The sequence below is a fragment of the Cupriavidus cauae genome (assembly GCF_008632125.1).
GTDB classification, from domain to species: Bacteria; Pseudomonadota; Gammaproteobacteria; order Burkholderiales; family Burkholderiaceae; genus Cupriavidus; species Cupriavidus cauae.
Window position 1 is genome coordinate 1 of the sequence record NZ_VWRN01000014.1, and the last position, 23,528, is coordinate 23,528.

Here is a 23,528-nt window from a genome sequence, read left to right on the forward strand (position 1 = left end):
CGCAGTTCGAACAGCTCCGCCAGCGTCGGCGCGGCGCCCGGGCCGCCGTCCGCGCCGGCGCCATCGCCGCGCAGCCGCCAGACCTGTCCGCCGGGCGTGTCGGAGACGTAGGCCCCGGACCCCTTGCGCGTGACCAGCACGCCGTCGGCCTTCAGTTGCGCGATGGCCTCGCGCACGATCGGCCGGCTGACGCCGAACGCCGTCGCCAGCGCGGACTCGGCCGGCAGGCGGGCGCCGGCGACGAAGCGGCCGGCGCCGATATCGGCGCGGATCGCGTCGGCGATGCGCGAAGCCAGGGAGGAGGGGCGGGTCAGCGGTTCCAAGCGGAGCGTTCCGGCGGCTTGTGCGGGGCTTGTGAATACGGGAGGATCGGCGTCAAGCCGGCCCGTTGCATAAATCTGTAAGGCTGTCAGACAGCTTTGCGCGATTTTGGCCCGCCTTTGCGCCGACGTCAAGGCGCGGACGACGGGCCGCCGGTGCGCGCCGTGCCCGCTCCGTCCCGCCTTGCGCGCCGCTGTCGGCGCCGGCGTCAAGGTGCGGCGACGGGCCGCCGGTGCGTGCCGTGCCCCGCTCCGTCCCGCCTTGCGCGCCGCAGTCGGCGCCGGCGTCAAGGTGCGGTGACGGGCCGCCGGTTCCAGCCGTGCCGCCGTCCGCGCCGCCGCCATCCGCCCCGCCAATCGTTCCGCTATCCCCCTTAGGTAGGGGGTTGCTAAACCTTTGGGGCGTGGCGCCGATAGCTGTGGAATCGGGAAGGCGCGGCCGCGGCCCGGCGGCCGCCTCCGCACTGTCGCCCACGCCGGTGGGCATTGAGATTGGGATGCCCATGATTCCTCTGACACCGAACGACCTGCCGGTCGGCCAGCCCTTGCCCTGGTCGCTGCTGGACGGGCAGGGCAACCTGCTGCTCGGCAGCGGCAAGGTACTTGCCGACGGCCGCGACGTTGCGCTGGTCTTTCGCCACGGCTCGGTATGCCGGCCCGATCCGCTGCCCGTCTCGCTGCCGGCCGACGACGCCGCGCCGGCGGACGCGGTGCCCGCGCACGCGTCGGGCCCACTCGGGCTGCAGGTCGGCACGCTGCTGCAGATCAAGGCGCCCGACGATGGCGGCCGCGCCGCGGCGAGCCGGCTGATCGGCTTTATCGACCAGGGGCTGTTCGTCAGCTGGCCGCAGTTCGGCGGCAAGGATGCCACCTTCCAGGCGGGCGAGGAGGTGCTGCTGCGCGGCTTTACCGGGCGCTCGATCTACAGCTTCCACTGCACGGTGACCGCGGTGTGCCGCAGCCCGTTCCGCTATCTGGTGCTGTCCGTTCCGACCGAGGTACAGCAGGTGCCGGTGCGCAGCAGTCCGCGCGTGCAGACCCGGCTGGCGGCACAGCTGATGCATCAGGACGGCGACACGGCGAGCCCGCCGCGGCTGGCGGTGCTGTCGGATCTGAGCGCCGGCGGCGCGCTGGTGCAGACCGCCGCGCCGCTGCCCGCGCCCGGCACGCGCCTGCAGCTGCGGTTCGTGCTGCGGACGGTGGGCACCGACAGCGAGATCACGGTCGACGCGTGGGCGCGCAATCCCGCGCGCGACGACGGCGACGCCGAGTTTCCGGCGTTCGGTGTGGCGTTCGACCTGCTGGGGGAAAGGGAGGCCGCGCTATTGCACTGCTATATCTACGAGCAGCTGCTGGCGGCGGCGAGGATGCCGGTGTAGGGAGGAATGGATCCTCTCCCATCGCGTGGGAGAGGGCTGGGGAGAGGGCCCGGCGCTCGCGGGATGGCGGCGTTCGCGATTGCGGAGGGTGTTTGCCCTCTCCCCCGACCCCTCTCCCACCGTGTGGGAGAGGGGGGAACGACAGCCGCGGAAGGCTGCTTACATCCCCACGTAGTTCGGACCGCCGCCGCCTTCCGGCGTCACCCAGACGATGTTCTGGGTCGGGTCCTTGATATCGCAGGTCTTGCAGTGGACGCAGTTTTGGGCGTTGATCTGCAGGCGCTGCCCGCCGCGTTCCTCGTCGGCGACGAACTCGTACACGCCCGCCGGGCAATAGCGGCTTTCGGGGCCAGCGTACTTGTCCAGGTTGATCTGCACCGGCACGCTCGCATCCTTCAGCGTCAGGTGAGCGGGCTGGTTTTCCTCATGGTTGGTGTTGCTGATGAACACCGAGCTGAGGCGATCGAAGGTCAGCTTGCCGTCCGGCTTCGGATAGACGATCTGCTGGCATTCGGCGGCCGGCTTCAGGTAGACGTGGTCCGGCTTCTCGCGGTGCAGCGTCCACGGCGGGTTGCGGATGCCGAGCTTGGGCAGCAGCCATTGCTCGATGCCGGTCATCAGCGTGGCGGTGGTGCGACCCTTCTTGAACCACTGCTTGAAGTTCTTCGCCTGCAGCAGCTCCTTGTACAGCCAGCTGTTCTCGAACGCGGCGGGATAGGCGGTCAGCTCGTCGTGCTGGCGGCCGGCCTGCAGCGCCTCGAAGGCGGCCTCGGCGGCCAGCATGCCGGTCTTGATCGCGGCGTGGCTGCCCTTGATGCGCGAGGCGTTCAGATAGCCCGCGTCGCAGCCCACCAGCGCGCCGCCCGGGAAGATCGTCTTGGGCAGCGACAGCAGGCCGCCCGCCGTGATCGCGCGCGCGCCGTAGCCGATCCGCTTGCCGCCCTCGAAGTACTGGCGGATCTCCGGATGGGTCTTGAAGCGCTGGAATTCCTCGAACGGCGACAGCCACGGGTTGGTGTAGTCCAGGCCCACGACGAAGCCCACCGCGACCTTGTTGTCCTCCATGTGATAGAGGAAGGAGCCGCCGTAGGTCGCCGGGTCCAGCGGCCAGCCCGCGGTATGGACCACCAGGCCGGGCTTGTGCTTGGCCGGGTCGATCTCCCACAGCTCCTTCAGGCCGATGCCGTAGCTCTGCGGGTCCTTGCCGGCGTCGAGGCGGAAACGTTCGATCAGCTGCTTGCCCAGATGGCCGCGCGAGCCTTCGGCGAAGATCGTGTACTTCGCGTGCAGCTCCATGCCGAGCTGGAAGTTGTCGGTGGGCTCGCCATCCTTGCCGATGCCGAGGTTGCCGGTGGCCACGCCCTTGACCGAGCCGTCCTCGTTGTACAGCACCTCGGCGGCCGGGAAGCCCGGGAAGATCTCCACGCCCAGCGCCTCGGCCTGCTGGCCGAGCCAGCGCACGAAGTTCGACAGGCTGACGATGTAGTTGCCTTCGTTATGGAAGCACTCGGGCAGCAGCGCCGGCGGCGTGCCGCGCGAGCCGGTCTCGTTCAGGAACAGGAACTGGTCCTCGGTGACCGGCTGGTTCAGCGGCGCGCCCAGTTCCTTCCAGTTCGGCAGCAGTTCGTTCAGCGCGCGCGGGTCCATGATCGCGCCCGACAGGATGTGGGCGCCGGGCTCCGAGCCCTTCTCCAGCACGCAGACATTGACTTCGCTGCCATTGTCCTGCGCCAGCTGTTTCAGGCGGATGGCCGTCGCCAGGCCGGCGGGACCGCCGCCGACGATGACGACATCGTATTCCATGGATTCGCGGGGGCCGAACTGCTCCACGAGCTGCTGCTGGTCCATTGTCTCTAACCCTCTTTTGTTGCTGCGTACTTGTGTATGGGGAAGCGGTGATCCGGGATGGCCTGTGTCGCCGGAACCGGGCGACGGCAAGGTCGGCAAGGATGGCATGGGGCCGGCAGGCGGGGGACGGAATGCTGCGGATTGACGCGTGGTCCGGCTGCTTGTGATCGGCTCTTCTGCTGGATCGCGATGGATCGGCGCGCGGTGTTTCGCTCGCACGCTGTCGCCTCGCTGTTTCCTTTTTGTGCCCGAGTTCTTAGAATCTCCGGCATTGTCCGGGACTCGACACCCACAGGCAAGCAATTTTTTGGAACGATCGTTCGTTTTTTAATATACTGCCTCCGTTTTCCCACGCAACGGGGCAGCCATCGAACGCGCATGACGGCGCCAGCCGCGGCGCGTTCCACTGCAGAGGTCCATATGGGTTTGTCGATCAATCTCGAAGGGAAGGTCGCGATGGTGACCGGTGCGTCGAGCGGACTGGGCATGCGCTTCGCGCAGGTCCTGTCGGCCGCCGGCGCCAAGGTGGTGCTGGCCTCGCGCCGCGCCGAACGGCTCAAGGAGCTGCGCGCGGCGATCGAAGCCGACGGCGGCAGCGCGCATGTGGTGCGGCTCGACGTGACCGACCCCGACAGCATTCGCGCCGCGGTGGCGCATGCCGAGACCGAGGCGGGGGCGATCGACATCGTCGTCAACAACTCGGGCGTGTCGACCACGCAGCGGCTGACCGATGTCACCGCCGAGGACTTCGACTTCGTCTTCGACACCAATACCCGCGGCGCCTTCTTCGTGGCGCAGGAAGTGGCCAAGCGGATGATCGCGCGGTCCAAGGGCGCCGAGCGCAACGGCACGCCGTTGCCGCAGTCGCGCATCATCAATATCGCCTCGGTGGCGGGGCTGAAGGTGCTGTCGCAGATCGGCGTCTACTGCATGAGCAAGGCCGCGGTGGTCCACATGACCAAGGCGATGGCGCTCGAGTGGGCCCGCTACGGCATCAACGTCAACGCGATCTGCCCGGGCTATATCGACACCGATATCAATCACCATCACTGGGACACCGATGCCGGCCAGAAGCTGATCCAGCTGCTGCCGCGCAAGCGGCTCGGCAAGCCGGAAGACCTCGACGGCCTGTTGCTGCTGCTGGCTTCGGACCAGTCGCAGTTCATCAACGGCGCCGTGATCACCGCCGACGACGGTATGGTATAAAGCCAGCCGCGCGCGCCGCCGATATCGAATCATCACGATCCGGCGAGCGCGCCCGACGGCGTTCGCCTGTGCCCGACTCCCGCCAGAAGCGGGGCGGGCCTTCCAGCCCGGGGCTTATCCGGTCCCCTCGGGCGCCACGGCCGACGCCTGGCCACCTGCATGCCGCTGCCGATCCCCTAGGGTATTGGAGGTGTCCGCCCATCGCCAGTGTGGGCATAATTCGCTGGTGCCGATTCCATAAGCCTTTAATTAGCTGCGCCCGATCGCTGCGACCATGCCCCGTGCGTGAGGGAACGCCAGCGACAGCGTCGGCGACGACAAGGCATTCACAAAAGTACGCCGCCAAGGCGTCATGCAGCAGCTGCCGCGGTCCTGCAGGCCCGGCAGACCGGACCGGAGGCCGGGGAGATGGAGCAGCAAGAGCAGGCACGGCGCGACGCCGCGCCACAGCACGCGGTCGATTCGGCCTTGATCACCGAACCCGTGGACCAGGCAGCGGATGCCGAATTCCGCATCAGCCCCCGCATCGAAGACTGGATCGGCATCGTCGTGATGATGCTGCTGGTGATCATCACGTTCGCCAACGTCGCGGTGCGCTATCTGACCGATGAGTCGTTCGCCTGGACCGAGGAATTCTCGGTCTTCCTGATGATCGTGCTGGCGCTGGTCGGCGGCAGCGCCGCGGTCGCGCGCGACCGGCATATCCGCATCGAATTCTTCTTCGAGCGCGGCAGCGAGGCACGCCAGCGCCGGCTGGCGGTGGTGTCGGCGGTCGCCGTCGCCATCATGTTCGTCGCGCTGGCGGTGCTCGGCGCGCGTATCACCTGGGACGAATACACCTACGGCGAGACCTCGCCGGGCATCGGCGTGCCCAGCTGGTGGTACTCGGTCTGGCTGCCGCTGCTGTCGGCCTGCATCGCGCTGCGTGCGCTGGCGCTGGCCGGCCGCAACCTGCGGGCGCTGAAGGCTCTGCATGCGCAGCGCGTGCAGGACGGCGGGGAGCGCCAGCCATGACGCTGATCGCCATCGTGCTGTTTGCCGTCTTCATCGTGCTGATGCTGCTCGGCGTGCCGATCGGCGTCGCGCTCGGCCTCGGCGGCCTGGCGGCGATCGGGCTGTCCAATCTCGACACGCAGATGTTCGGCCTGCTGGCGGTGCCGCAGAACTTCTACGCGGGCCTGGCCAAGTACCCGTTGCTGGCGATTCCGATGTTCGTGCTGGTCGGCTCGATCTTCGACCGCTCCGGCGTCGCGCAGCGGCTGGTCACGCTGGCGATCGCCGTGGTCGGACGCGGGCCCGGCATGCTGCCGCTGGTGGCGATCCTGGTGGCGATGTTCCTCGGCGGGATTTCCGGCTCGGGGCCGGCCAACGCCGCCGCGGTCGGCGGCGTGATGATCGCCGCGATGTCGCGCGCCGGCTATCCGGGCTCGTTCAGCGCCGCCGTGGTCGGCGCCGCCGCGGCCACCGACATCCTGATTCCGCCGTCGGTCGCCTTCATCGTCTACAGCGTGCTGGTGCCCGGTGCCTCGGTGCCGGCGCTGTTTGCCGCCGGCATGATTCCCGGCGTGCTGGCCGGCATCGCGCTGATCGTGCCGGCGGTCTGGCTGGCGCGCAAGCACAGGATGGGCGCGGCCGAGGCCTCGCTGCCGCGGCCGCCGTTCTGGCGAAGCCTGCGCGAGGCGGCCTGGGGACTGTTCGCGCCGGTGCTGATCCTGGGCGGCATGCGCGCGGGCTGGTTCACGCCCACCGAGGCCGCGGTTGTCGCGGTGGTCTACGGCCTGTTCGTCGGCATGGTGGTCTACCGCTCGATCGGCCTGCGCGACCTGTACGTGATCTTCCGCGAGGCCGCCGAGACCTCGTCGGTGATCCTGCTGGTGGTGGCGCTGGCCGGCATCTTCGCCTACGCGCTGTCGACGCTGGGCGTGATCGATCCCCTGGCGCATGCCATCGCCAATTCCGGTGTCGGCGAATACGGCGTGCTGACGCTGATCGTGCTGCTGCTGATCACGGTCGGCATGTTCCTTGACGGCATCTCGATCTTCCTGATCTTCGTGCCGCTGCTGCTGCCGATCGCCAATGCCTTCCAGTGGGATCCGGTGTGGTTCGGCGTGGTGCTGACGCTCAAGGTCGCGCTCGGCCAGTTCACGCCGCCGCTGGCGGTGAACCTGATGGTATCTTGCCGGATCGCCCGGGTGCGCATGGAAGAGACCGTGCCGTGGGTGGTGTGGATGCTGCTGGCGATGTTCGGCGCGATGCTGCTGGTGCTGGCGTTCCCGCCACTGGCGACATGGCTGCCGGCGAAGCTCGGTTATTGAGTAGCGAGGTTCGCTGCCGCCCCCGTATTTCTGCTTGATCTTCGGTCCATTCAGTCCAAATAACGATTCCCGAGAGGAGAACTGACTCATGAAACGCCGTGTCCTGATGCTGTCGATGGCCGCCACCATCGCCGCCGCCGCGCTCGCGCCCGCCGGTGCGATGGCGCAGACCTACAAGTCCGAATACAAGATGTCGCTGGTGCTCGGCCCGGCCTTTCCCTGGGGCAAGGGCGGCGAGATCTGGGCCGACCTGGTCCGCCAGCGCACCAACGGCCGCATCAATATCAAGCTCTATCCGGGCACCTCGCTGGTGGCCGGCGACCAGACCCGCGAATTCTCGGCGATCCGCCAGGGCGTGATCGACATGGCGATCGGCTCGACCATCAACTGGTCGCCGCAGGTGCGCGAGCTGAACCTGTTCTCGCTGCCGTTCCTGATGCCCGACTACAAGGCGCTCGACGCGCTGACGCAGGGCGAGGTCGGCAAGCAGCTGTTCGCCACGCTGGAGAAGGCCGGCGTGGTGCCGCTGGCCTGGGGCGAGAACGGCTTCCGCGAGGTGTCGAACTCCAAGCGCGAGATCCGCAAGCCCGAGGACCTGAAGGGCCTGAAGCTGCGGGTCGTCGGCTCGCCGCTGTATATCGACACGTTCAACGCGCTGGGTGCCAATCCGACCCAGATGAGCTGGGCCGACGCGCAGCCGGCGATGGCCTCGGGCGCGGTCGATGGCCAGGAGAACCCGCAGTCGGTGTTTGCCGCCGCCAAGCTGTACACCGTTGGCCAGAAGTTCGTGACGACCTGGGGCTATGTCGCCGATCCGTTGATCTTCGTGGTCAACAAGCAGATCTGGGAAAGCTGGACGCCGGCCGATCGCGAGATCGTGCGGCAGGCGGCGATCGATGCCGGCAAGCAGGAAGTGGCGCTGGCCCGCAAGGGCCTGGCCGAGCCGGGCGCGCCGGCGTGGAAGGAGATGGAGGCCCACGGCGTCAAGGTCACGCACCTGAGCCCCGCCGAGCATGACGCCTTCCGCAAGGCGACCGCCAAGGTCTACGACAAGTGGAAGAAGCAGATCGGCGCCGACCTGGTCGGCAAGGCCGAGGCGGCCATCGCCAAGCGCTGATGCGGGCGTGAACCGTTCCCGCGCCCCGCGCGCGGGAACGGCCGGCTGCCGTGGGCGACGCGGCAACCCTGATCCACATTCCCGATCCACAATCCCGAACCACACGGCAACCCCGAACCACACGCGATGAAACACGTCTTCACGCTGCGCATGCCGATCCGCTGGGGCGACATGGACGCGATGGGCCACGTCAACAACACCGTCTATTTCCGCTACCTGGAGCAGGCGCGCATCTCGTGGTTCGAATCGCTGGGCTGCAACGGCCGCGACGAGAACGGGCAGGGGCCGGTGATCGTCAACGCCCATATGAATTTCCGCCGCCAGCTGCGCTATCCGGGCGAGATCGAATGCCGCGTCTTCGCCGGCGAACTGGGCCGCAGCAGCTTCGAGACGCGCACGGAAATCCGCCGCTGCGATGACGACGACACCAACGCCGACACCGTGTTCGCCGATGGCGGCGCCAAGGTGGTCTGGTGCGACTACGAGGCGGAGAAATCGGTGCCGCTGCCGGCGGCGATCCGGACGCTGCTGGAGAGCTGAGGGACCCGGCTACGGGGTGGGTTTCTCCCATCCCGCTTGTCGGAGAGGGGAGCAACCTCAATGATTGACCAGCCGCTGCACCAGGTCCACCGCCGTATGCGCGCCGTATTTCTTCATCAGGCGCGCCCGGTAGATGTCGACGGTGCGCGGGCTGATCGATAGCGACTTGCCGATCTGCTTGCTGGTCTTGCCCTCGACCAGCTGGGCCGCGATATCGCGCTCGCGCGCCGTCAGCTGCGCGGTCACCGGGCGCTTCTGCGACAGGTCCTCGAAGCTCCAGATGCCGGCCCCCAGCGGCTGCTGCCGGTCCAGCGCGCGGCCGGTGACGTGGCACCAGAACAATTCCCCGTTGGCCCGCTTCATGATCCGTTCGTCGGAATAGAGCCCGCGCGCGTTCATGATCGGCACGATGCGCGCGCCGGTACGCTCGAACTCGTCGGCGGTCGGGTACAGTACCTGGAACGACTGGCCGATCAGCGCCTCCCGCGTCGTGCCGAAGATGCGGCAGACCTCGTCGTTGCAATCCTCGATCCTGCGCTCGCGCGAGAGCACGAGGCCGACCGGCGCCAGCTGGAAGGCGGTCTGATAGTCGATGGCAGGCATTGTCCTTATGTATTTCTACGTACTGGCGTCCGCCGCGGGGCTTGCGTATCCTTTGGAGCGCTGTCGACGGCCGGCGCGCGGGTCCCGCCCGGCGCGGCCGTAGCGATTGTAACGTTACCCGCGAGCGGCGTCGCCGCCTCGTCCGGGAACATCATCGAGGAAGGAGAGACGATATGAACAAGGTCTACGCCAGCGCCGCCGAGGCGCTTGCCGGCGTGGTCCGCGATGGACAGACCATCGCGGTCGGCGGCTTCGGCCTGTGCGGCATCCCGGAAGCCCTGATCGCGGCGTTGCGCGACAGCGGCGCGAAAGGGCTGACCTGCATCTCGAACAATGCCGGCGTCGACGGCTTTGGCCTGGGCCTGCTGCTGGCCACGCGGCAGATCCGCAAGATGATCTCGTCCTATGTCGGCGAGAACAAGGAATTCGAACGCCAGTACCTGGCCGGCGAACTCGAACTCGAATTCACGCCGCAGGGCACGCTGGCCGAGAAGTTGCGCGCCGGCGGCGCCGGCATCCCGGCCTTCTTCACCAAAACCGGCGTCGGCACCATCGTGGCCGAGGGCAAGGAGATCCGCGAATTCGACGGCGAGCAATACGTGATGGAGCGCTCCCTGACCGCCGACGTCGCGCTGGTCAAGGCCTACAAGGCCGACAAGGCCGGCAACCTGATCTACCGCCGCACCGCGCGCAACTTCAACCCGATGTGCGCGATGGCGGGCAAGGTCACCGTCGCCGAGGTCGAGCAGATCGTCGAGATCGGCGAGCTCGATCCGGACGAGATCCACACCCCGGGCATCTTCGTGCAGCGCCTCGTGCTGAACGCCCATCCCGAGAAACGCATCGAGCAGCGCACCGTGCGTGCCGCCGCCTGACGATCAAGGAGACAGATCATGGCATGGACACGTGATGAAATGGCGGCGCGCGCCGCGCGCGAGCTGCAGGACGGCTTCTATGTGAACCTGGGCATCGGCCTGCCGACGCTGGTGGCCAACCATGTGCCGCCGGGCGTCGAGGTCTGGCTGCAGTCGGAGAACGGACTGCTGGGCATCGGCCCGTTCCCGACCGAGGAAGAGGTCGACGCCGACATGATCAATGCCGGCAAGCAGACCGTGACCACGCTGCCGGGCTCGTCGATCTTCTCGTCGGCGGACTCGTTCGCGATGATCCGCGGCGGCCATATCAACCTGGCCATCCTTGGCGCGATGCAGGTCAGCCAGAAGGGCGACCTCGCCAACTGGATGATCCCGGGCAAGATGGTCAAGGGCATGGGCGGCGCGATGGACCTGGTGGCCGGCGTCGGCCGCGTGGTGGTGCTGATGGAACATACCGCCAAGAAGAAGGACGGCAGCGAGGACCTGAAGATCCTGGAGGCCTGCACGCTGCCGCTGACCGGGGTGGGCGTGGTCGATCGGATCATCACCGACCTGGGCGTGATGGACGTCACGCCCGAAGGGCTGAAGCTGGTCGAGACCGCACCGGGCGTCAGCCGCGAGGAAATCCAGAGCAAGACCGGCGTGCCGCTGCTGTAAAGGCTCGGTCCACGCGGCTGCGTCGGCGCGACCGGCGTCAGCCGGGCAGCAAGCCCCGCCTCGTATCGAGGCGGGGCTTTTTGTTTTTGGGCCGCGCGTGAGTGCGTGCCATCGGGGCCGGCGCGGACGCCATGGCGCTGCCGCCGAAAGCGAAAGGATTCTTGGGGACCAAAAGCGCGGGGAGGCGATCCGGATCACAGTGCGGCCGTGCCGCGTGCCGGCACGCCCAACGACTCCCGACTCCCGGCTCTCGGCTCCCGGCTCCCCGACTCCCGGTCCCGACTCCCACTCCCGACTCCCACTCCCGACTCCCACTCCCGACTCCCACTCCCGACTCCCGGTCCCTGCCATCATGCCCCTGCAATCTTCCTCTGCCATTTCGCCCGCTGCTCCGGCAGCGCCCGGCGCCGATACCCGGACGGGTGCCGCGCATGCCGATCCATCCGTATCGGGCATGCTGCCGATCCCCACCCAGCCCGCGTCCGCTTCTCCATCTGCCGCCGCGCCCGACGCCACGGCATCCATCCGCCTGTTGCCCGGCGATTCCCTGATGCATATCGTGGGCCTTCTCGATGCGCCGTCGCGGCGCGCGCTTGCCGGCGCGGACCGGCACATGCGCGCCTTGCTGGCGCCACTGCGCCGGTTCGACCGCCTGTATGCCACGATCCGCTGGACCCATTCGAGCGAGCGGCTCGCCGGGCTGCTTGGCAGCCTCGCCGGCGAACCGGCGCGGCAACGCGGCATCCTGCTGCGCGGCGTGGTCGAGCGGATTCCGCGCTTCAGGAGCGTTTCGCGGTTGCTGTCGGTGCAACTGATCGATCAGATCGCGCGGTTGCCCGCCGCCGAGAAAGCCGGGCCGCTGGTCGCGCTGGCCGCGCTGCTCCCCCGCGATCCGGAACTGGAGCGACGCATGCTGGCGCTGGCCGAACAATTGCCATCAAGCATGCGTGGCCTGGTGCTGGGACAGTGTCTGAAGTCCTTCTGCCCGGCAACGCCCGCGGGCTTCGAGCAATGGATGGCGACGGCCGATGCCTTGCCGCCCCAGGGCGCGAGCCGCCTGTTGGAGGCGCTCGTTCATGTCGCCGCGCGGCATGGGCAACTGAGCGAAGGGTTGGCGCTAGCCGTGATCGAGCGGGTCCGCGCGCTGCGCACCAGCGACGGCATGCCGGCACCCTGCCAGGCATGGGTGCTGAACAAGCTGGTCGATGAACTGAATCTGGTGGTGGAGGCCGGGAGCGGGGCGAAGTCCCGTCTGGTGGTTTGGGATGCCATGCTCGAGACCGCTCGGGCCGCGCTCCAAGGCGGGCACTGGCCCCTGCTCGTGGCCGTGGTGCTGCACCGCTGGCTGCGCGGCGGGAACGTGCCATCGGCCGACCGGTCCCGCCGCATGGCGCAGCTGACAGCGCTCTATGCGGGGTTCAGGGCGGAGAAGCTGTTGGCAGCGGCAGCCGGGCAGGCGGGCCCGGTCATGCACCCGATGTGGTCGGTCCGGCAGGCGATGTCGATCGACCGATGCTTCGCCGAAGCCGCCGAACTGGACGCCGCGACCCAGGCGGCGCTATTCACCGAGTACTCCCATCTGTTCGTCACCATGCCAGGCGTCGAGCCCGACGATGACATCGAGCGCGATCGCTTCCTGCTGGGGCTGCAGCACATCGATGCGTTGAAGCCGGCGTCCTTGCGCGTCGGGCCGCTGACGAAGTGGGGGGAAGCGCTGCAGCTTTCGGAGGATGCGGCGCTGTGGATGCGCTTCACGGAAGCTGCCCATGCGCTGCCCGTCGAGGACCGCGCGACCGTGCTGATGCAAACAATATCGGCATCTCACTCGCGGACAGGGTTTTGGGTCCTGCTGGAGCAGACCGCGGTGCTGCCGCCCGCGCTCGGTGGGCCGCTGCTGGGCGGGCTTGCCTTCAGGGTGATGGGGGAAGACGCAGACGAGCAGCAGAGGCGGGCACAGGTGCTGATCGCGCTCGCATCGAAATGGCCGCCTCTCGCCTGCATGGATTTCGTGGTGAACGCGATGTCCACCGCGGGGTTTCTGAAGGGGGACGCCAGCCGGATGCTGCGGCAGTTCGCGACGGACATCGTGCAGCGCCTGCCGCTGGCGCGGCGCGCAGGGGTCCTGGCGGTGGTTGCCACGCATCGCAGCCCCGAGGCGAAGGGCTGGGTCCTCGAGCAGTTGCCCGCGCTGGCCGATGACCAGCAGCGCTTTGCGGTTCCCGGCGAGCCGTTGCAGCCCTATCGCGCCGAGATCGTGCGCAGAATGATTCTCGCGCTGGGCGTGGGCGACATACCGACGGAAACCCAGTTCCGCGCGCTGTGGCCATCGTTACGCGAGGCATTGGACGGATTGGAGGCGGAGGCGCGCGGCTCGGCCGTCGCCGCTTTGGGCAGCCTCCTGACAGCACTGCCAACCGCGTTGCGCGACGACGTGGAGCAAGCCCTGGCGACCCACCGTGCAGGGGACCGGCCGGCGCAGCCGCCATTGCCCGCCGGGGCGCCAGGCAGCTGAGCCGCGTGCTTGTCCAGGCGGTCTAGTGCTGCGCCGCCGGGCGAGCGGGATAACGCGCGAACACCGACGCGCCGCCGTCGGCGCGCACCAGCAGCACCGAGTAGGGATCGACCCGCGGTCCCTGTTCCATGCCCGGCGAGCCGATCGGCATGCCGGGCACCGCGAGGCCGACCGCCTTGGGGCGGGCCGCCAGCAGCTTGCGGATCTGCTCGGCGGGCACATGGCCTTCTATCGCATAACCCTCGACCACGCCGGTGTGGCAGGAGCCGAAACGCTCCGGCATGCCGAGCCGGGTGCGGTGCACGCCGGTGTCCTCGACGTCGTGCACCTTGACCGCGAAGCCATGCTCGCGCAGATGCGCGACCCAGCCGTCGCAGCAACCGCACAGCGGGCTCTTGTAGACCTCGATCGGGGTTCTTGCCGCTGCCGCCTTTGTGGTCGGCGCGGCGGGGGCGGCGGGGGCAGCGGCCCGGGCCAGCGGTGCCAGGCCGGCCGACAGGGCGGCGCCGCCGATCAGGCCTTTCAGAACGTCTCTTCGCTTCATCGCTTGTCCGTAGGGCGCGCCATCACTGCGCGACCCAGCCTCCATCCATGTTCCAGATCGCACCGCGCACCTGGCGCGCGGCATCGCTTGCCAGGAAGACCGCCAGCGCGCCCAGCTCGTCGGGCGTGACGAACTGCCCCGAGGGCTGCTTCTCCAGCACCAGCTCGCGCTTGGCCTGCTCGACGGGAATGCCCTCGCGCTCGGCGCGGGCCTCCACCTGCTTCTGCACCAGCGGCGTCAGCACCCAGCCCGGGCAGATCGCATTGGCCGTGACGCCGGTCTGCGCGGTTTCCAGCGCGGTGACCTTGGTCAGCCCGACGATGCCGTGCTTGGCGGCGACATAGGCCGATTTCTGCGCCGAGGCGACCAGGCCGTGGGTCGAGGCGACGTTGATCACGCGGCCCCAGTCCTTGCGCTTCATGCCGGGCAGCGCGAGCCGCGTGGTGTGGAAGGCCGAGGTCAGGTTGATGGCGATGATCGCGTCCCAGCGCTCGATGGGGAAGTCCTCGATGTTGGCCACATGCTGGATGCCGGCGTTGTTAACGAGGATGTCGACGCCGCCGAACTCGCTGTCGGCATAGCGCATCATGTCCTCGATCTCGTCGGCCTTGCTCATGTCGGCGCCGTGATAGCCGACGCGGATGCCGCTGCCGGCCTGCTCGATCTGGCGCCTGGCGCCGTCGGCGTCGCCGAAACCGTTGACGATCAGATGCGCGCCCTGCGCGGCCAGCGCCTGGGCGATGCCCAGACCGATTCCGCTGGTCGAACCGGTCACCAGCGCCGTCTTGCCCTTCAGCATATGAGCCTCCGTGGAGAAATGGGGTGCAATGCGCCGTGCCGCCGCGGCACGGTCGTCGTTGCTGTCGCATTGTAGCGCTGGCGTACAATCGGGCTTTGCCCAGCCGGCGCCGCTGCCGCGGCGTCATGCGCGACGCTCATGTGTCGCGGTTTTCGTCGTGCGCCATTGCCGCGCCTTATTCGCGTTCCTCGCGCAGGGAGTCAAGATGTCAGCCAGTCCGCGCCTCGGCTTCGTGCAGTGCATCAGCCCCGCTGGCCTGCACCGCATGGCGTACCACGAGTGGGGCGACCCCACCAATCCGCGCGTGCTGATGTGCGTGCACGGCCTGACCCGCACCGGCCGCGATTTCGACGAGATCGCGCGCGCGTTCAGCGGCGAATACCGCGTGGTCTGCCCGGATGTGGCCGGCCGCGGCCGCTCCGACTGGCTTGCCGATCCGCGCCGCTACATCGTGCCGCAGTACGTGTCCGACATGGTGACGCTGATTGCGCGGCTGAACGTCGAGCAGGTGGACTGGTTCGGCACCTCGATGGGCGGACTGATCGGCATGGGCCTGGCCGCGCTGCCGAAGAGCCCGGTGCGCAAGCTGCTGCTCAACGACGTCGGTCCGCGCATCGCCGCCTCGGCGCTGGAGCGGATCGGCTCCTACCTGGGGCTGCCGGTGCGCTTCAAGACCTTCGAGGAAGGCCTGGCGTACCTGCAGACCATCAGCGCCTCGTTCGGCCGCCATACGCCGGAGCAGTGGCGCGAATTGAACGGCGCGATCCTGAAGCCGGTGCAGGGCGCCGAGGGCCTGGAATGGGGCCTGCACTACGATCCGGCGCTGGCCGTGCCGTTCCGCGAGACCACGCCCGAGATGGCCACGGCCGGGGAGGCCGCGATGTGGCGCATGTTCGAGTCGATCGCGGTGCCGGTGCTGGTGGTGCGCGGCGCGCAGTCCGACCTGCTGACGCGCGAGACCGTCGCCGAGATGGTGGCGCGTGGCAAGCAGGTGCGCTCGGTCGAAGTGCCGGACGTGGGCCATGCGCCGACCTTCGTCGATCCGGCGCAGATCGCGATCGCGCGCGAATTCTTTGTCGGCACGGCCGGGGCCTGAGCCCCGCGCCGCGCCAATAACCCAGAGCAGCGCAGGCTGCATCCATACAACGAACGATGAGCACGACCGCATTGAAACGCGCCCATGTGGGCAAACGTCTTTCCGAATATGCCGTCTACAACGGCGTGGTCTATCTGGCCGGCCAGGTGCCCGAGGTCGATCCCGAGGCCGATATCCGCGGCCAGACCCGCGAGGTGCTCGGCCATATCGACCGGCTGCTGGCCGAGGCGGGCAGCGACAAGACGCGCATCCTGTCGTGCCAGATCTTCCTGACCGATATCGCCGATATCGGCGCGATGAACGAGGTCTGGGACGAATGGGTGCCGCAGGGCAATACGCCGCCGCGCGCGACGGTCGAAGCGAAGCTGGCCAATCCGAAGTACCGGATCGAGGTGGTGGTCACCGCGGCGCTCAGTTGAGCGCCGCGCGGAAAGGCGTATTGATTCGCGTATTGAATCGCGCATTGAATTGCGCATTGATCTGAATGGCGTGGCAGGGGCAGCAGGGGAAGTGGTGACATGGTGACGTCCACCGACGCGACCGGGCAGATTGCCGGCACGCCGGACGCGGGCCTGGTCGAGCAGGCGCTGGCGTATGCGCGCGAGCATGGCGAGGCGGTGGCGCTGCCCACCAGCGAGAGCGTGCTGTCGCATGCCGAGGGGATGCTGCGCATCCTCGACGGCCTGCGCATCGACGACGCCGCGCGCGCCGCCGCCTGCCTGTTCCCGGTGGCGGCCTTCGTGCCGGAGACCGAGGGCGAGATCGCCGAGCGCTTCGGCGACGAGGTCGCGCGCCTGGTCAAGGACGTGCGCCAGCTGCTGCGCATCGGCGCGATCGCCGTCAATCGCGGCGACACCGTCGAAGCGCCGTCCTCGCGCAACGAGGCGCAGGCGCGCCACGAGCAGGTCGAGGCGCTGCGCAAGATGCTGCTGGCCTTCGCGCAGGACATCCGCGTGGTGCTGGTGCGCCTTGCCTCGCGGCTGCAGACGCTGCGCTGGCTCGCGCAGACCAAGAACGCGCCGCTGCCGGGCGTGGCGCGCGAAACGCTGGACATCTACGCGCCGCTGGCCAACCGGCTCGGCATCTGGCAGATGAAGTGGGAGCTGGAGGACCTGGCCTTCCGCTTCGAACAGCCGGACACCTACAAGCGCATCGCGCGGCTGCTCGACGAGAAGCGCATCGAGCGCGAGGGCTATATCTCGCAGGCCATCGAACGGCTGCAGCGCGAGCTGGCCGCGGCCGGCATCCGCGCCGAGGTCAGCGGCCGCCCCAAGCACATCTACAGCATCTGGAAGAAGATGCGCGGCAAGGATCTGGACTTCGCCGATCTCTACGATGTGCGCGCCTTCCGCGTGATCGTCGACGACATCAAGGACTGCTATGCGGTGCTCGGCATCGTGCACCACGTCTGGCAGCCGATTCCGCGCGAGTTCGACGACTACATCTCGCGCCCCAAGGCCAACGGCTACAAGTCGCTGCACACGGTGGTGATCGGCGACGACGGACGCGCCTTCGAGGTGCAGATCCGCACCCACGAGATGCACCACTTCGCCGAATACGGCGTGGCCGCGCACTGGCGCTACAAGGAGGCCGGGGGCAAGGGCTACAGCGGGCAGTTCGCCGCCAACGAGAGCTACGACGAGAAGATCGCCTGGCTGCGGCAGCTGCTGGCGTGGAAGGACGATGCCGACCACACGGTGGCGCACGACGAGTCGCCGTGGGAGCAGCTCAAGCATGCGGCCATCGACGACCATATCTACGTGCTGACGCCGCAGGCGCGCGTGGTGGCGCTGCCGCAAGGTGCGACGCCGGTCGACTTCGCCTACTACCTGCATACCGACCTGGGCCATCGCTGCCGCGGCGCGCGCGTCGACGGCGCGATGGTGCCGCTGAACACGCCGCTGAAGAACGGCCAGACGGTCGAGATCGTCGCGGTCAAGCAGGGCGGGCCGTCGCGCGACTGGCTGAACGCGGATCTCGGCTACCTGGCCAGCTCGCGGGCGCGCGCCAAGGTGCGCGCCTGGTTCAACGCGCTCGATTCGCAGGAGACCATCGCGCAGGGCCGCGTGCTGATCGACAAGACGCTGCAGCGCGAGGGCAAGACCGCGGTCAACCTGGACGTGCTGGCGACGCGGCTGGGCTTCAAGACGCCCGACGAGCTGTACGCGGCGGTGGCCAAGGAGGAGTTCAGCCTGCGCCACGTCGAGCAGGCGCTGCGCCATCCGGAAGGCGAGGGCGCGCCGCAGGTCAGCGAGGAAGAGGCGGTCACCAAGAAGAGCCGCGCCACCAGCGTCGCGCGCGGCGCCAAGAGCGGCGTGCTGGTGGTCGGCGTCGATTCGCTGATGACGCAGATGTCGCGCTGCTGCAAGCCGGCGCCGCCCGACGACATCGTCGGCTTCGTCACGCGCGGACGCGGCGTGTCGATCCACCGGCGCCAGTGCCACACCTTCCAGCAGCTGGCGGCGCGCGCGCCCGAGCGCATCATCCAGACCGAATGGGGCAAGAAGAGCGACGCGGTCTATCCGGTCGCGATCCACGTCGAGGCGATCGACCGCCAGGGGCTGCTGCGCGATATCTCCGAGGTGCTGTCGCGCGAGAAGATCAACGTCACCGGGGTCAAGACGCTCAGCAGCAAGGGCGTGGCGCGGATGCAGTTCACCGCCGAGGTGGCGGAGGCCACGCAGCTGCAGCGCGCGCTGGGATTGATCGAAGAGGTGTCCGGGGTGTTGCAGGCTCAAAGAAAGTGATGCTATACTTGCGGCTTCGCTAGGCTCGTAGCTCAGCTGGTTAGAGCACCACCTTGACATGGTGGGGGTCGTTGGTTCGAGTCCAATCGAGCCTACCAACGAATTGCAGTACCGAAGACAGCAGCACCCAGACATTTCACCGAAGGACATCCAGACGCCATGGTTATGACACCGCGAACTACTACCGCTGACAAGCGACAGTAGGTCGAGGTGCGTCTTCGTCCCAGGTCGCCCGGAACATCGGGTCGATCGATTGGGTGAAATTATGAAAAACGCGGCCTTGGCCGCGTTTTTTTTCGCCTGTCGCCTGCCAGCACCCTGATAAGCTGCCGGTCGCCCGGTCCCGTGCGGGGCGGCCAGTCGAGAAATATTCATCCGCCCGAGGCAACGACCCTTGCCGGCGGATTCCCTGTAAGAGGTCCAAGATGATCGCAATCACGCTGCCGGATGGCTCCCGCCGCGAGTTCCCCGAACCCGTCACGGTTGCCCAGGTCGCGCAGAGCATCGGCGCCGGCCTGGCCAAGGCCGCGCTGGCCGGCAAGGTCGACGGCAACCTGGTCGATACCAGCTACCTGATCGACCGCGACGCGTCGCTGGCCATCGTCACGGACAAGGATCCGGAGGGCGTCGACATCATCCGCCACTCCACGGCCCACCTGCTGGCCTACGCGGTCAAGTCGCTCTATCCCGACGCGCAGGTCACGATCGGCCCGGTGATCGAGAACGGCTTCTACTACGACTTCGCCTACAAGCGTCCCTTCACGCCGGAAGACCTGGCCGCCATCGAGAAGAAGATGGCCGAGCTGGCGAAGAAGGACGAGAAGGTGTCGCGCGAGGTGTGGGATCGCGACGAGGCGGTCAAGCTGTTCGAGTCGATGGGCGAGAAGTACAAGGCCGAGATCATCGCGTCGATTCCCGCCGGCGAGGAAATCGGCCTGTATCGCGAAGGCGAGTTCGTCGACCTGTGCCGCGGCCCGCACGTGCCGTCCACGGGCAAGCTCAAGGTCTTCAAGCTGATGAAGGTGGCCGGCGCCTACTGGCGCGGCGACGCCAACAACGAGATGCTGCAGCGGATCTACGGCACGGCCTGGGCCCGCAAGGAAGACCAGGACGCCTACCTGCACATGCTGGAGGAGGCCGAGAAGCGCGACCACCGCAAGCTGGGCAAGCTGCTGGACCTGTTCCATCTGCAGGAAGAGGCGCCCGGCATGGTGTTCTGGCATCCGAAGGGCTGGCAGATCTGGCAGGCGGTCGAGCAGTACATGCGCGGCCGGCTGACGGAGGCCGGCTACAGCGAAGTGCGCACGCCGCAGGTGATGGACCGTTCGCTGTGGGAGAAGTCCGGCCACTGGCAGAACTACAAGGAAAACATGTTCGTCACGGAGTCGGAGAAGCGCGACTACGCGATCAAGCCGATGAACTGTCCGGGCCACGTGCAGATCTTCAACCACGGCCTGCGCTCGTACCGCGACCTGCCGCTGCGGCTGGCCGAGTTCGGCTCCTGCCACCGCAACGAGCCGTCCGGCGCGCTGCACGGGCTGATGCGCGTGCGCGGCTTCGTGCAGGACGATGCCCACATCTTCTGCACGGAAGAGCAGATCGTCGCCGAAGCCAAGGCCTTCAACGACCTGGCCTTCTCGGTCTACGACGACTTCGGCTTCAAGGATGTGGCCGTCAAGCTGTCGCTGCGCCCGGAGCAGCGCGCCGGTTCCGACGAGGTGTGGGATCACGCCGAGGAAGGGCTGCGGATGGCGCTGCGCGCTTGCGGTGTGCAGTGGGAGGAACTGCCGGGCGAGGGTGCCTTCTACGGCCCGAAGGTCGAGTACCACATCAAGGACGCGATCGGCCGCTCCTGGCAGTGCGGCACGCTCCAGCTCGATCTGGTGCTTCCCGAGCGTCTGGGTGCCGAGTTCGTCTCCGAGGACAACTCGCGCAAGCGCCCGGTGATGCTGCACCGGGCGATCCTGGGCTCGTTCGAGCGCTTCCTGGGCATCCTGCTGGAAAACCACGCCGGCGCGCTGCCGGCCTGGCTGGCCCCGGAGCAGGTTGTGGTGATGAATATTGCAGATTCGCAGGCGGAATATGCGGAAAACGTCGTGCAACTGCTGCAAAAACAAGGGTTTAGGGCCAAGGCGGATTTGCGTAACGAGAAAATTACGTATAAAATCCGCGAGCACTCGCTGCAGAAGGTGCCGTACCTGATCGTGGTCGGCGACAAGGAGCGGGATGCCAATCAAGTGGCCGTGCGTGCCCGTGGCAACGTGGATCTGGGTGTGATGCCCGTCTCCGCGTTCGTGGAGCGTCTGAACAACGACGTTGCCACCAAAGCCTGATGGGAGCACGGCTTGTTTTTTTCTTCTTGAGGTAACGGAACATCGCTACGGACAAAGGTCATCGCATCAACCGCGAAATCAGCGCGCCCGAAGTGCGCCTGGTAGGGGTTGATAACGAACAGCTGGGCATCGTCAAATTCATGGACGCACTGCGGCTGGCAGAAGACAAGGACTTGGATCTGGTGGAGATCGCGCCCAACGCGGCTCCTCCCGTGGTTCGCATCATGGACTACGGCAAGTTCAAGTACGAGGAAGCCAAGCGCGCCCACGAGGCCAAGCTGAAGCAGAAGATCATCCAGGTCAAGGAAGTCAAATTCCGCCCTGGCACGGATGACGGCGACTACAACGTCAAGCTGCGCAATCTGAAGCGATTCCTGGAAGAAGGCGACAAGACCAAGATCACGTTGCGTTTCCGTGGTCGCGAGATGGCCCACCAGGAAATCGGCGCGCGCATGCTCGAGCGGCTCAAGAGCGATCTGGAGGAGTTTGGCCAGGTCGAGCAGATGCCGAAGATGGAAGGCCGCCAGATGGTCATGGTGCTGGCCCCCAAGAAGAAAAAGTAAGCCAAGGTTTTGCGTGGCGTGCGGGCGACGGTTGTGCGCCCGGACGACGCGCGAACACAGCGCGGGCCGCTCGCGGCGCCGTGCAAAACAAGTGGATGCGGGTCTTGCAAGCGTCGGCGTCAGCCGTCCACCTGCATGCATGTCATAGAGCTGGAGTTTTTCATGCCGAAGATGAAGACCAAGAAAAGCGCTTCCAAGCGCTTTACTGCGCGTCCGAACGGTTCGTTCAAGCGTGGCCAGGCCTTCAAGCGTCACATCCTGACGAAGAAGACCACCAAGAACAAGCGTCAACTGCGTGGCACTCAGGACGTCCATGAGACGAACCTGAAGTCCGTTCGCGCGATGATGCCCTACGCCTAACCCCTGACGAAAACGAAAGGAGAGTTTCATGCCTCGAGTCAAACGTGGGGTCACCGCACGGGCCCGCCACAAGAAAGTCATTGACGCTGCCAAGGGTTACCGCGGCCGTCGCAATAATGTCTATCGCATCGCCAAGCAGGCGGTCATGCGTGCTGGCCAGTACGCATACCGCGATCGTCGCAACAAGAAGCGCGTGTTCCGCGCCCTCTGGATTGCACGTATCAACGCGGCGACGCGTGAGCATGGTATGACCTACAGCGTGTTCATGAACGGTCTGAAGAAGGCCTCGATTGAGCTGGACCGCAAGGTGCTGTCGGACATGGCGATTCACGACAAGCCTGCCTTTGCCGCCATCGTCAACCAGGTGAAAGCCGCCGTTGCCTGATGCCGGTTCCGGTCGCGCGAGCGACCGGGCGCATGCACCGACCGCAAGGTCGAAAGCGGCCTCCGCCAAGGGGTCGCCGAAACGGGGCTCCGAATCGAGTCCCGTTTTTTTTTGCCGGTCCTGCCGTGTGCGGGGCCGGGAGCCATACACCATTCATCGCCGACCACCGCCATGTCACTGGATCCGGACCAAATCGTCGCCGACGCGCAGGCCGCCTTCGCCGCCGCCAACGACAACGCCACGCTGGAAAACGAGAAAGCGCGCTTTCTCGGCAAGACCGGCGCGCTGACCGAGCTGCTCAAGGGCCTCGGCAAACTGGACCCGGAAGCCCGCAAGGAGCAGGGCGCCCGCATCAACCAGGCCAAGCAGCAGGTCGAGGCCGCGCTGCAGGCGCGCCGCCAGGCGCTGGCCGACGCGCTGATGAACGCCCGGCTGGCGGCCGAGGCGATCGATGTCACGCTGCCCGGACGCGCGGTCGCGCGCGGCAGCCTGCATCCGGTCATGCGCACCTGGGAGCGCGTCGAGCAGATCTTCGGCTCGATCGGCTTCGACGTTGCCGACGGTCCGGAGATCGAGACCGACTGGATGAACTTCACGGCATTGAACAACCCGGACAACCACCCCGCGCGTTCGATGCAGGACACGTTCTACGTCGACGGCCGCGACAGCGACGACAAGCTGCTGCTGTTGCGCACGCATACCAGCCCGATGCAGGTCCGCTATGCGCGCATGCACGTCGAGAAGTACCGGGGCAAGGCGATGCCGCCGATCAAGGTGATCTGCCCCGGCCGTACCTATCGCGTCGACAGCGACGCGACCCATTCGCCGATGTTCAACCAGGTCGAGGGCCTGTGGATCGGCGAGAACGTCAGCTTTGCCGACCTGAAAGGCGTCTATACCGATTTCCTGCGCAAGTTCTTCGAGCGCGACGATATCCAGGTGCGCTTCCGCCCCTCGTACTTCCCCTTCACCGAGCCGTCGGCCGAGATCGACATGGCGTTCGAGGAAGGCAAGAACGCGGGCCGCTGGCTGGAGATATCCGGCTCGGGCCAGGTGCACCCGAACGTCATGCGCAACATGGGGCTGGACCCCGAGCGCTATATCGGCTTCGCATTCGGCTCGGGGCTGGAGCGGCTGACGATGCTGCGCTATGGCATCAATGACCTGCGCCTGTTCTTCGAAGGCGACGTGCGTTTCCTGCGCCAGTTTGCGTGAAGGCCTCGGGCGCGTGTGTTCGCCGCGCCTTGCCTGCAACCCCGAACGGCCGTAGCGTCATCGTCGAACCCTGGCGGCGCCATGCCGCCGCCCACAGCATACCCACCGGATCAG

Annotated in this window: 22 protein-coding genes and 1 tRNA gene; 18 read left to right on the forward strand and 5 right to left on the reverse strand. The window is 67.3% G+C overall.

The genetic code is table 11. The annotated features are described in order from the left end of the window. On the reverse strand, positions 1–323 hold a 323-nt coding region (locus tag F1599_RS02790), incomplete at its 3' end, for a FadR/GntR family transcriptional regulator (protein WP_150082168.1). A 500-nt stretch (positions 324–823) separates the two neighbouring features. On the opposite strand from F1599_RS02790, the gene F1599_RS02795 reads away from it, so the two are divergent. After that, positions 824–1,699, forward strand: coding sequence for a flagellar brake protein (locus F1599_RS02795; RefSeq protein ID WP_150082188.1), 876 nt, complete (start codon positions 824–826; stop codon positions 1,697–1,699). Between the two features lie 159 nt (positions 1,700–1,858). Here the strand turns inward: F1599_RS02795 and F1599_RS02800 are convergent, their stop codons facing one another. Continuing rightward, complete coding sequence (locus tag F1599_RS02800) at positions 1,859–3,547, reverse strand: electron transfer flavoprotein-ubiquinone oxidoreductase (protein ID WP_149319244.1); 1,689 nt, start codon at positions 3,545–3,547, stop codon at positions 1,859–1,861. A 420-nt stretch (positions 3,548–3,967) separates the two neighbouring features. Between F1599_RS02800 and F1599_RS02805 the strand changes: the two genes are divergently transcribed. From F1599_RS02805 to F1599_RS02825, 5 genes are all read left to right on the forward strand, one after another. Beyond that, positions 3,968–4,753, forward strand: coding sequence for an SDR family oxidoreductase (locus F1599_RS02805; protein WP_006578585.1), 786 nt, complete (start codon positions 3,968–3,970; stop codon positions 4,751–4,753). 408 nt (positions 4,754–5,161) lie between these two features. Beyond that, entirely contained in the window at positions 5,162–5,767 is a 606-nt protein-coding gene (locus F1599_RS02810) for a TRAP transporter small permease (protein WP_149319242.1), read from the forward strand. Then, on the forward strand, positions 5,764–7,068 hold the full coding sequence (locus tag F1599_RS02815) for a TRAP transporter large permease (RefSeq protein ID WP_190286287.1): 1,305 nt from the start codon (positions 5,764–5,766) through the stop codon (positions 7,066–7,068). The genes F1599_RS02810 and F1599_RS02815 overlap by 4 nt, the downstream gene beginning before the upstream one ends. Before the next feature lie 88 nt (positions 7,069–7,156). Next, entirely contained in the window at positions 7,157–8,185 is a 1,029-nt protein-coding gene (locus F1599_RS02820) for a DctP family TRAP transporter solute-binding subunit (RefSeq protein WP_149319241.1), read from the forward strand. A gap of 126 nt (positions 8,186–8,311) precedes the next feature. Further along, a complete protein-coding gene (locus tag F1599_RS02825; protein ID WP_149319240.1) occupies positions 8,312–8,725 on the forward strand; it encodes an acyl-CoA thioesterase in 414 nt (137 codons plus the stop codon). A gap of 57 nt (positions 8,726–8,782) precedes the next feature. Here the strand turns inward: F1599_RS02825 and F1599_RS02830 are convergent, their stop codons facing one another. After that, positions 8,783–9,328 carry a PAS and helix-turn-helix domain-containing protein gene (locus F1599_RS02830; protein WP_006575476.1) on the reverse strand — a complete coding sequence of 182 codons (546 nt, stop codon included), beginning with the start codon at positions 9,326–9,328 and terminating at the stop codon, positions 8,783–8,785. 173 nt (positions 9,329–9,501) lie between these two features. On the opposite strand from F1599_RS02830, the gene F1599_RS02835 reads away from it, so the two are divergent. From F1599_RS02835 to F1599_RS02850, 3 genes are all read left to right on the forward strand, one after another. Continuing rightward, positions 9,502–10,203, forward strand: coding sequence for a CoA transferase subunit A (locus tag F1599_RS02835; protein ID WP_149319239.1), 702 nt, complete (start codon positions 9,502–9,504; stop codon positions 10,201–10,203). Positions 10,204–10,221: 18 nt separating this feature from the next. Further along, positions 10,222–10,860 (forward strand): CoA transferase subunit B, encoded by a 639-nt coding sequence (locus F1599_RS02840; protein ID WP_149319238.1) that lies wholly within the window; start codon positions 10,222–10,224, stop codon positions 10,858–10,860. 454 nt (positions 10,861–11,314) lie between these two features. Further along, on the forward strand, positions 11,315–13,372 hold the full coding sequence (locus tag F1599_RS02850; protein ID WP_190286288.1) for a hypothetical protein: 2,058 nt from the start codon (positions 11,315–11,317) through the stop codon (positions 13,370–13,372). Positions 13,373–13,394: 22 nt separating this feature from the next. On the opposite strand, the gene F1599_RS02855 is transcribed toward F1599_RS02850, so the two are convergent. After that, on the reverse strand, positions 13,395–13,916 hold the full coding sequence (locus F1599_RS02855) for a DUF411 domain-containing protein (protein WP_150082171.1): 522 nt from the start codon (positions 13,914–13,916) through the stop codon (positions 13,395–13,397). A gap of 22 nt (positions 13,917–13,938) precedes the next feature. Next, positions 13,939–14,715: a 3-hydroxybutyrate dehydrogenase gene (locus F1599_RS02860; RefSeq protein WP_149319234.1), complete on the reverse strand. Its 777-nt coding sequence runs from the start codon at positions 14,713–14,715 to the stop codon at positions 13,939–13,941. A 205-nt stretch (positions 14,716–14,920) separates the two neighbouring features. On the opposite strand from F1599_RS02860, the gene F1599_RS02865 reads away from it, so the two are divergent. From F1599_RS02865 to pheS, 9 genes are all read left to right on the forward strand, one after another. Further along, positions 14,921–15,811, forward strand: coding sequence for an alpha/beta fold hydrolase (locus F1599_RS02865; protein ID WP_150082172.1), 891 nt, complete (start codon positions 14,921–14,923; stop codon positions 15,809–15,811). A gap of 56 nt (positions 15,812–15,867) precedes the next feature. Beyond that, positions 15,868–16,230 (forward strand): RidA family protein, encoded by a 363-nt coding sequence (locus tag F1599_RS02870; RefSeq protein WP_149319232.1) that lies wholly within the window; start codon positions 15,868–15,870, stop codon positions 16,228–16,230. 99 nt (positions 16,231–16,329) lie between these two features. Continuing rightward, positions 16,330–18,558 carry a RelA/SpoT family protein gene (locus F1599_RS02875; protein ID WP_150082173.1) on the forward strand — a complete coding sequence of 743 codons (2,229 nt, stop codon included), beginning with the start codon at positions 16,330–16,332 and terminating at the stop codon, positions 18,556–18,558. Positions 18,559–18,579: 21 nt separating this feature from the next. Next, a tRNA-Val gene (locus F1599_RS02880) sits at positions 18,580–18,656 on the forward strand. Positions 18,657–18,983: 327 nt separating this feature from the next. Further along, positions 18,984–20,891: a threonine--tRNA ligase gene (gene thrS, locus F1599_RS02885; RefSeq protein WP_150082174.1), complete on the forward strand. Its 1,908-nt coding sequence runs from the start codon at positions 18,984–18,986 to the stop codon at positions 20,889–20,891. A 41-nt stretch (positions 20,892–20,932) separates the two neighbouring features. After that, complete coding sequence (gene infC, locus F1599_RS02890) at positions 20,933–21,454, forward strand: translation initiation factor IF-3 (protein ID WP_149319229.1); 522 nt, start codon at positions 20,933–20,935, stop codon at positions 21,452–21,454. Between the two features lie 162 nt (positions 21,455–21,616). After that, positions 21,617–21,814 carry a 50S ribosomal protein L35 gene (gene rpmI / locus F1599_RS02895; protein ID WP_006575466.1) on the forward strand — a complete coding sequence of 66 codons (198 nt, stop codon included), beginning with the start codon at positions 21,617–21,619 and terminating at the stop codon, positions 21,812–21,814. A 28-nt stretch (positions 21,815–21,842) separates the two neighbouring features. Next, the gene (rplT, locus tag F1599_RS02900) at positions 21,843–22,199 is read left to right on the forward strand and encodes a 50S ribosomal protein L20 (protein ID WP_006575465.1); all 357 of its coding nucleotides are present in this window, start codon (positions 21,843–21,845) and stop codon (positions 22,197–22,199) included. A 177-nt stretch (positions 22,200–22,376) separates the two neighbouring features. Further along, a complete protein-coding gene (gene pheS / locus F1599_RS02905) occupies positions 22,377–23,414 on the forward strand; it encodes a phenylalanine--tRNA ligase subunit alpha (RefSeq protein WP_190286290.1) in 1,038 nt (345 codons plus the stop codon). The last annotated feature ends 114 nt before the right edge of the window (positions 23,415–23,528 follow it).

Excerpts from the sequence above, each read along its gene's own strand:
- F1599_RS02795 (WP_150082188.1), top strand. The coding sequence starts at position 824 with ATGATTCCTCTGACACCGAACGACCTGCCGGTCGGCCAGCCCTTGCCC.
- F1599_RS02800 (WP_149319244.1), bottom strand. The coding sequence starts at position 3,547 with ATGGACCAGCAGCAGCTCGTGGAGCAGTTCGGCCCCCGCGAATCCATG.
- F1599_RS02805 (WP_006578585.1), top strand. The coding sequence starts at position 3,968 with ATGGGTTTGTCGATCAATCTCGAAGGGAAGGTCGCGATGGTGACCGGT.
- F1599_RS02810 (WP_149319242.1), top strand. The coding sequence starts at position 5,162 with ATGGAGCAGCAAGAGCAGGCACGGCGCGACGCCGCGCCACAGCACGCG.
- F1599_RS02815 (WP_190286287.1), top strand. The coding sequence starts at position 5,764 with ATGACGCTGATCGCCATCGTGCTGTTTGCCGTCTTCATCGTGCTGATG.
- F1599_RS02820 (WP_149319241.1), top strand. The coding sequence starts at position 7,157 with ATGAAACGCCGTGTCCTGATGCTGTCGATGGCCGCCACCATCGCCGCC.
- F1599_RS02825 (WP_149319240.1), top strand. The coding sequence starts at position 8,312 with ATGAAACACGTCTTCACGCTGCGCATGCCGATCCGCTGGGGCGACATG.
- F1599_RS02830 (WP_006575476.1), bottom strand. The coding sequence starts at position 9,328 with ATGCCTGCCATCGACTATCAGACCGCCTTCCAGCTGGCGCCGGTCGGC.
- F1599_RS02835 (WP_149319239.1), top strand. The coding sequence starts at position 9,502 with ATGAACAAGGTCTACGCCAGCGCCGCCGAGGCGCTTGCCGGCGTGGTC.
- F1599_RS02840 (WP_149319238.1), top strand. The coding sequence starts at position 10,222 with ATGGCATGGACACGTGATGAAATGGCGGCGCGCGCCGCGCGCGAGCTG.
- F1599_RS02850 (WP_190286288.1), top strand. The coding sequence starts at position 11,315 with ATGCTGCCGATCCCCACCCAGCCCGCGTCCGCTTCTCCATCTGCCGCC.
- F1599_RS02855 (WP_150082171.1), bottom strand. The coding sequence starts at position 13,916 with ATGAAGCGAAGAGACGTTCTGAAAGGCCTGATCGGCGGCGCCGCCCTG.
- F1599_RS02860 (WP_149319234.1), bottom strand. The coding sequence starts at position 14,715 with ATGCTGAAGGGCAAGACGGCGCTGGTGACCGGTTCGACCAGCGGAATC.
- F1599_RS02865 (WP_150082172.1), top strand. The coding sequence starts at position 14,921 with ATGTCAGCCAGTCCGCGCCTCGGCTTCGTGCAGTGCATCAGCCCCGCT.
- F1599_RS02870 (WP_149319232.1), top strand. The coding sequence starts at position 15,868 with ATGAGCACGACCGCATTGAAACGCGCCCATGTGGGCAAACGTCTTTCC.
- F1599_RS02875 (WP_150082173.1), top strand. The coding sequence starts at position 16,330 with ATGGTGACGTCCACCGACGCGACCGGGCAGATTGCCGGCACGCCGGAC.
- thrS (WP_150082174.1), top strand. The coding sequence starts at position 18,984 with ATGATCGCAATCACGCTGCCGGATGGCTCCCGCCGCGAGTTCCCCGAA.
- rpmI (WP_006575466.1), top strand. The coding sequence starts at position 21,617 with ATGCCGAAGATGAAGACCAAGAAAAGCGCTTCCAAGCGCTTTACTGCG.
- rplT (WP_006575465.1), top strand. The coding sequence starts at position 21,843 with ATGCCTCGAGTCAAACGTGGGGTCACCGCACGGGCCCGCCACAAGAAA.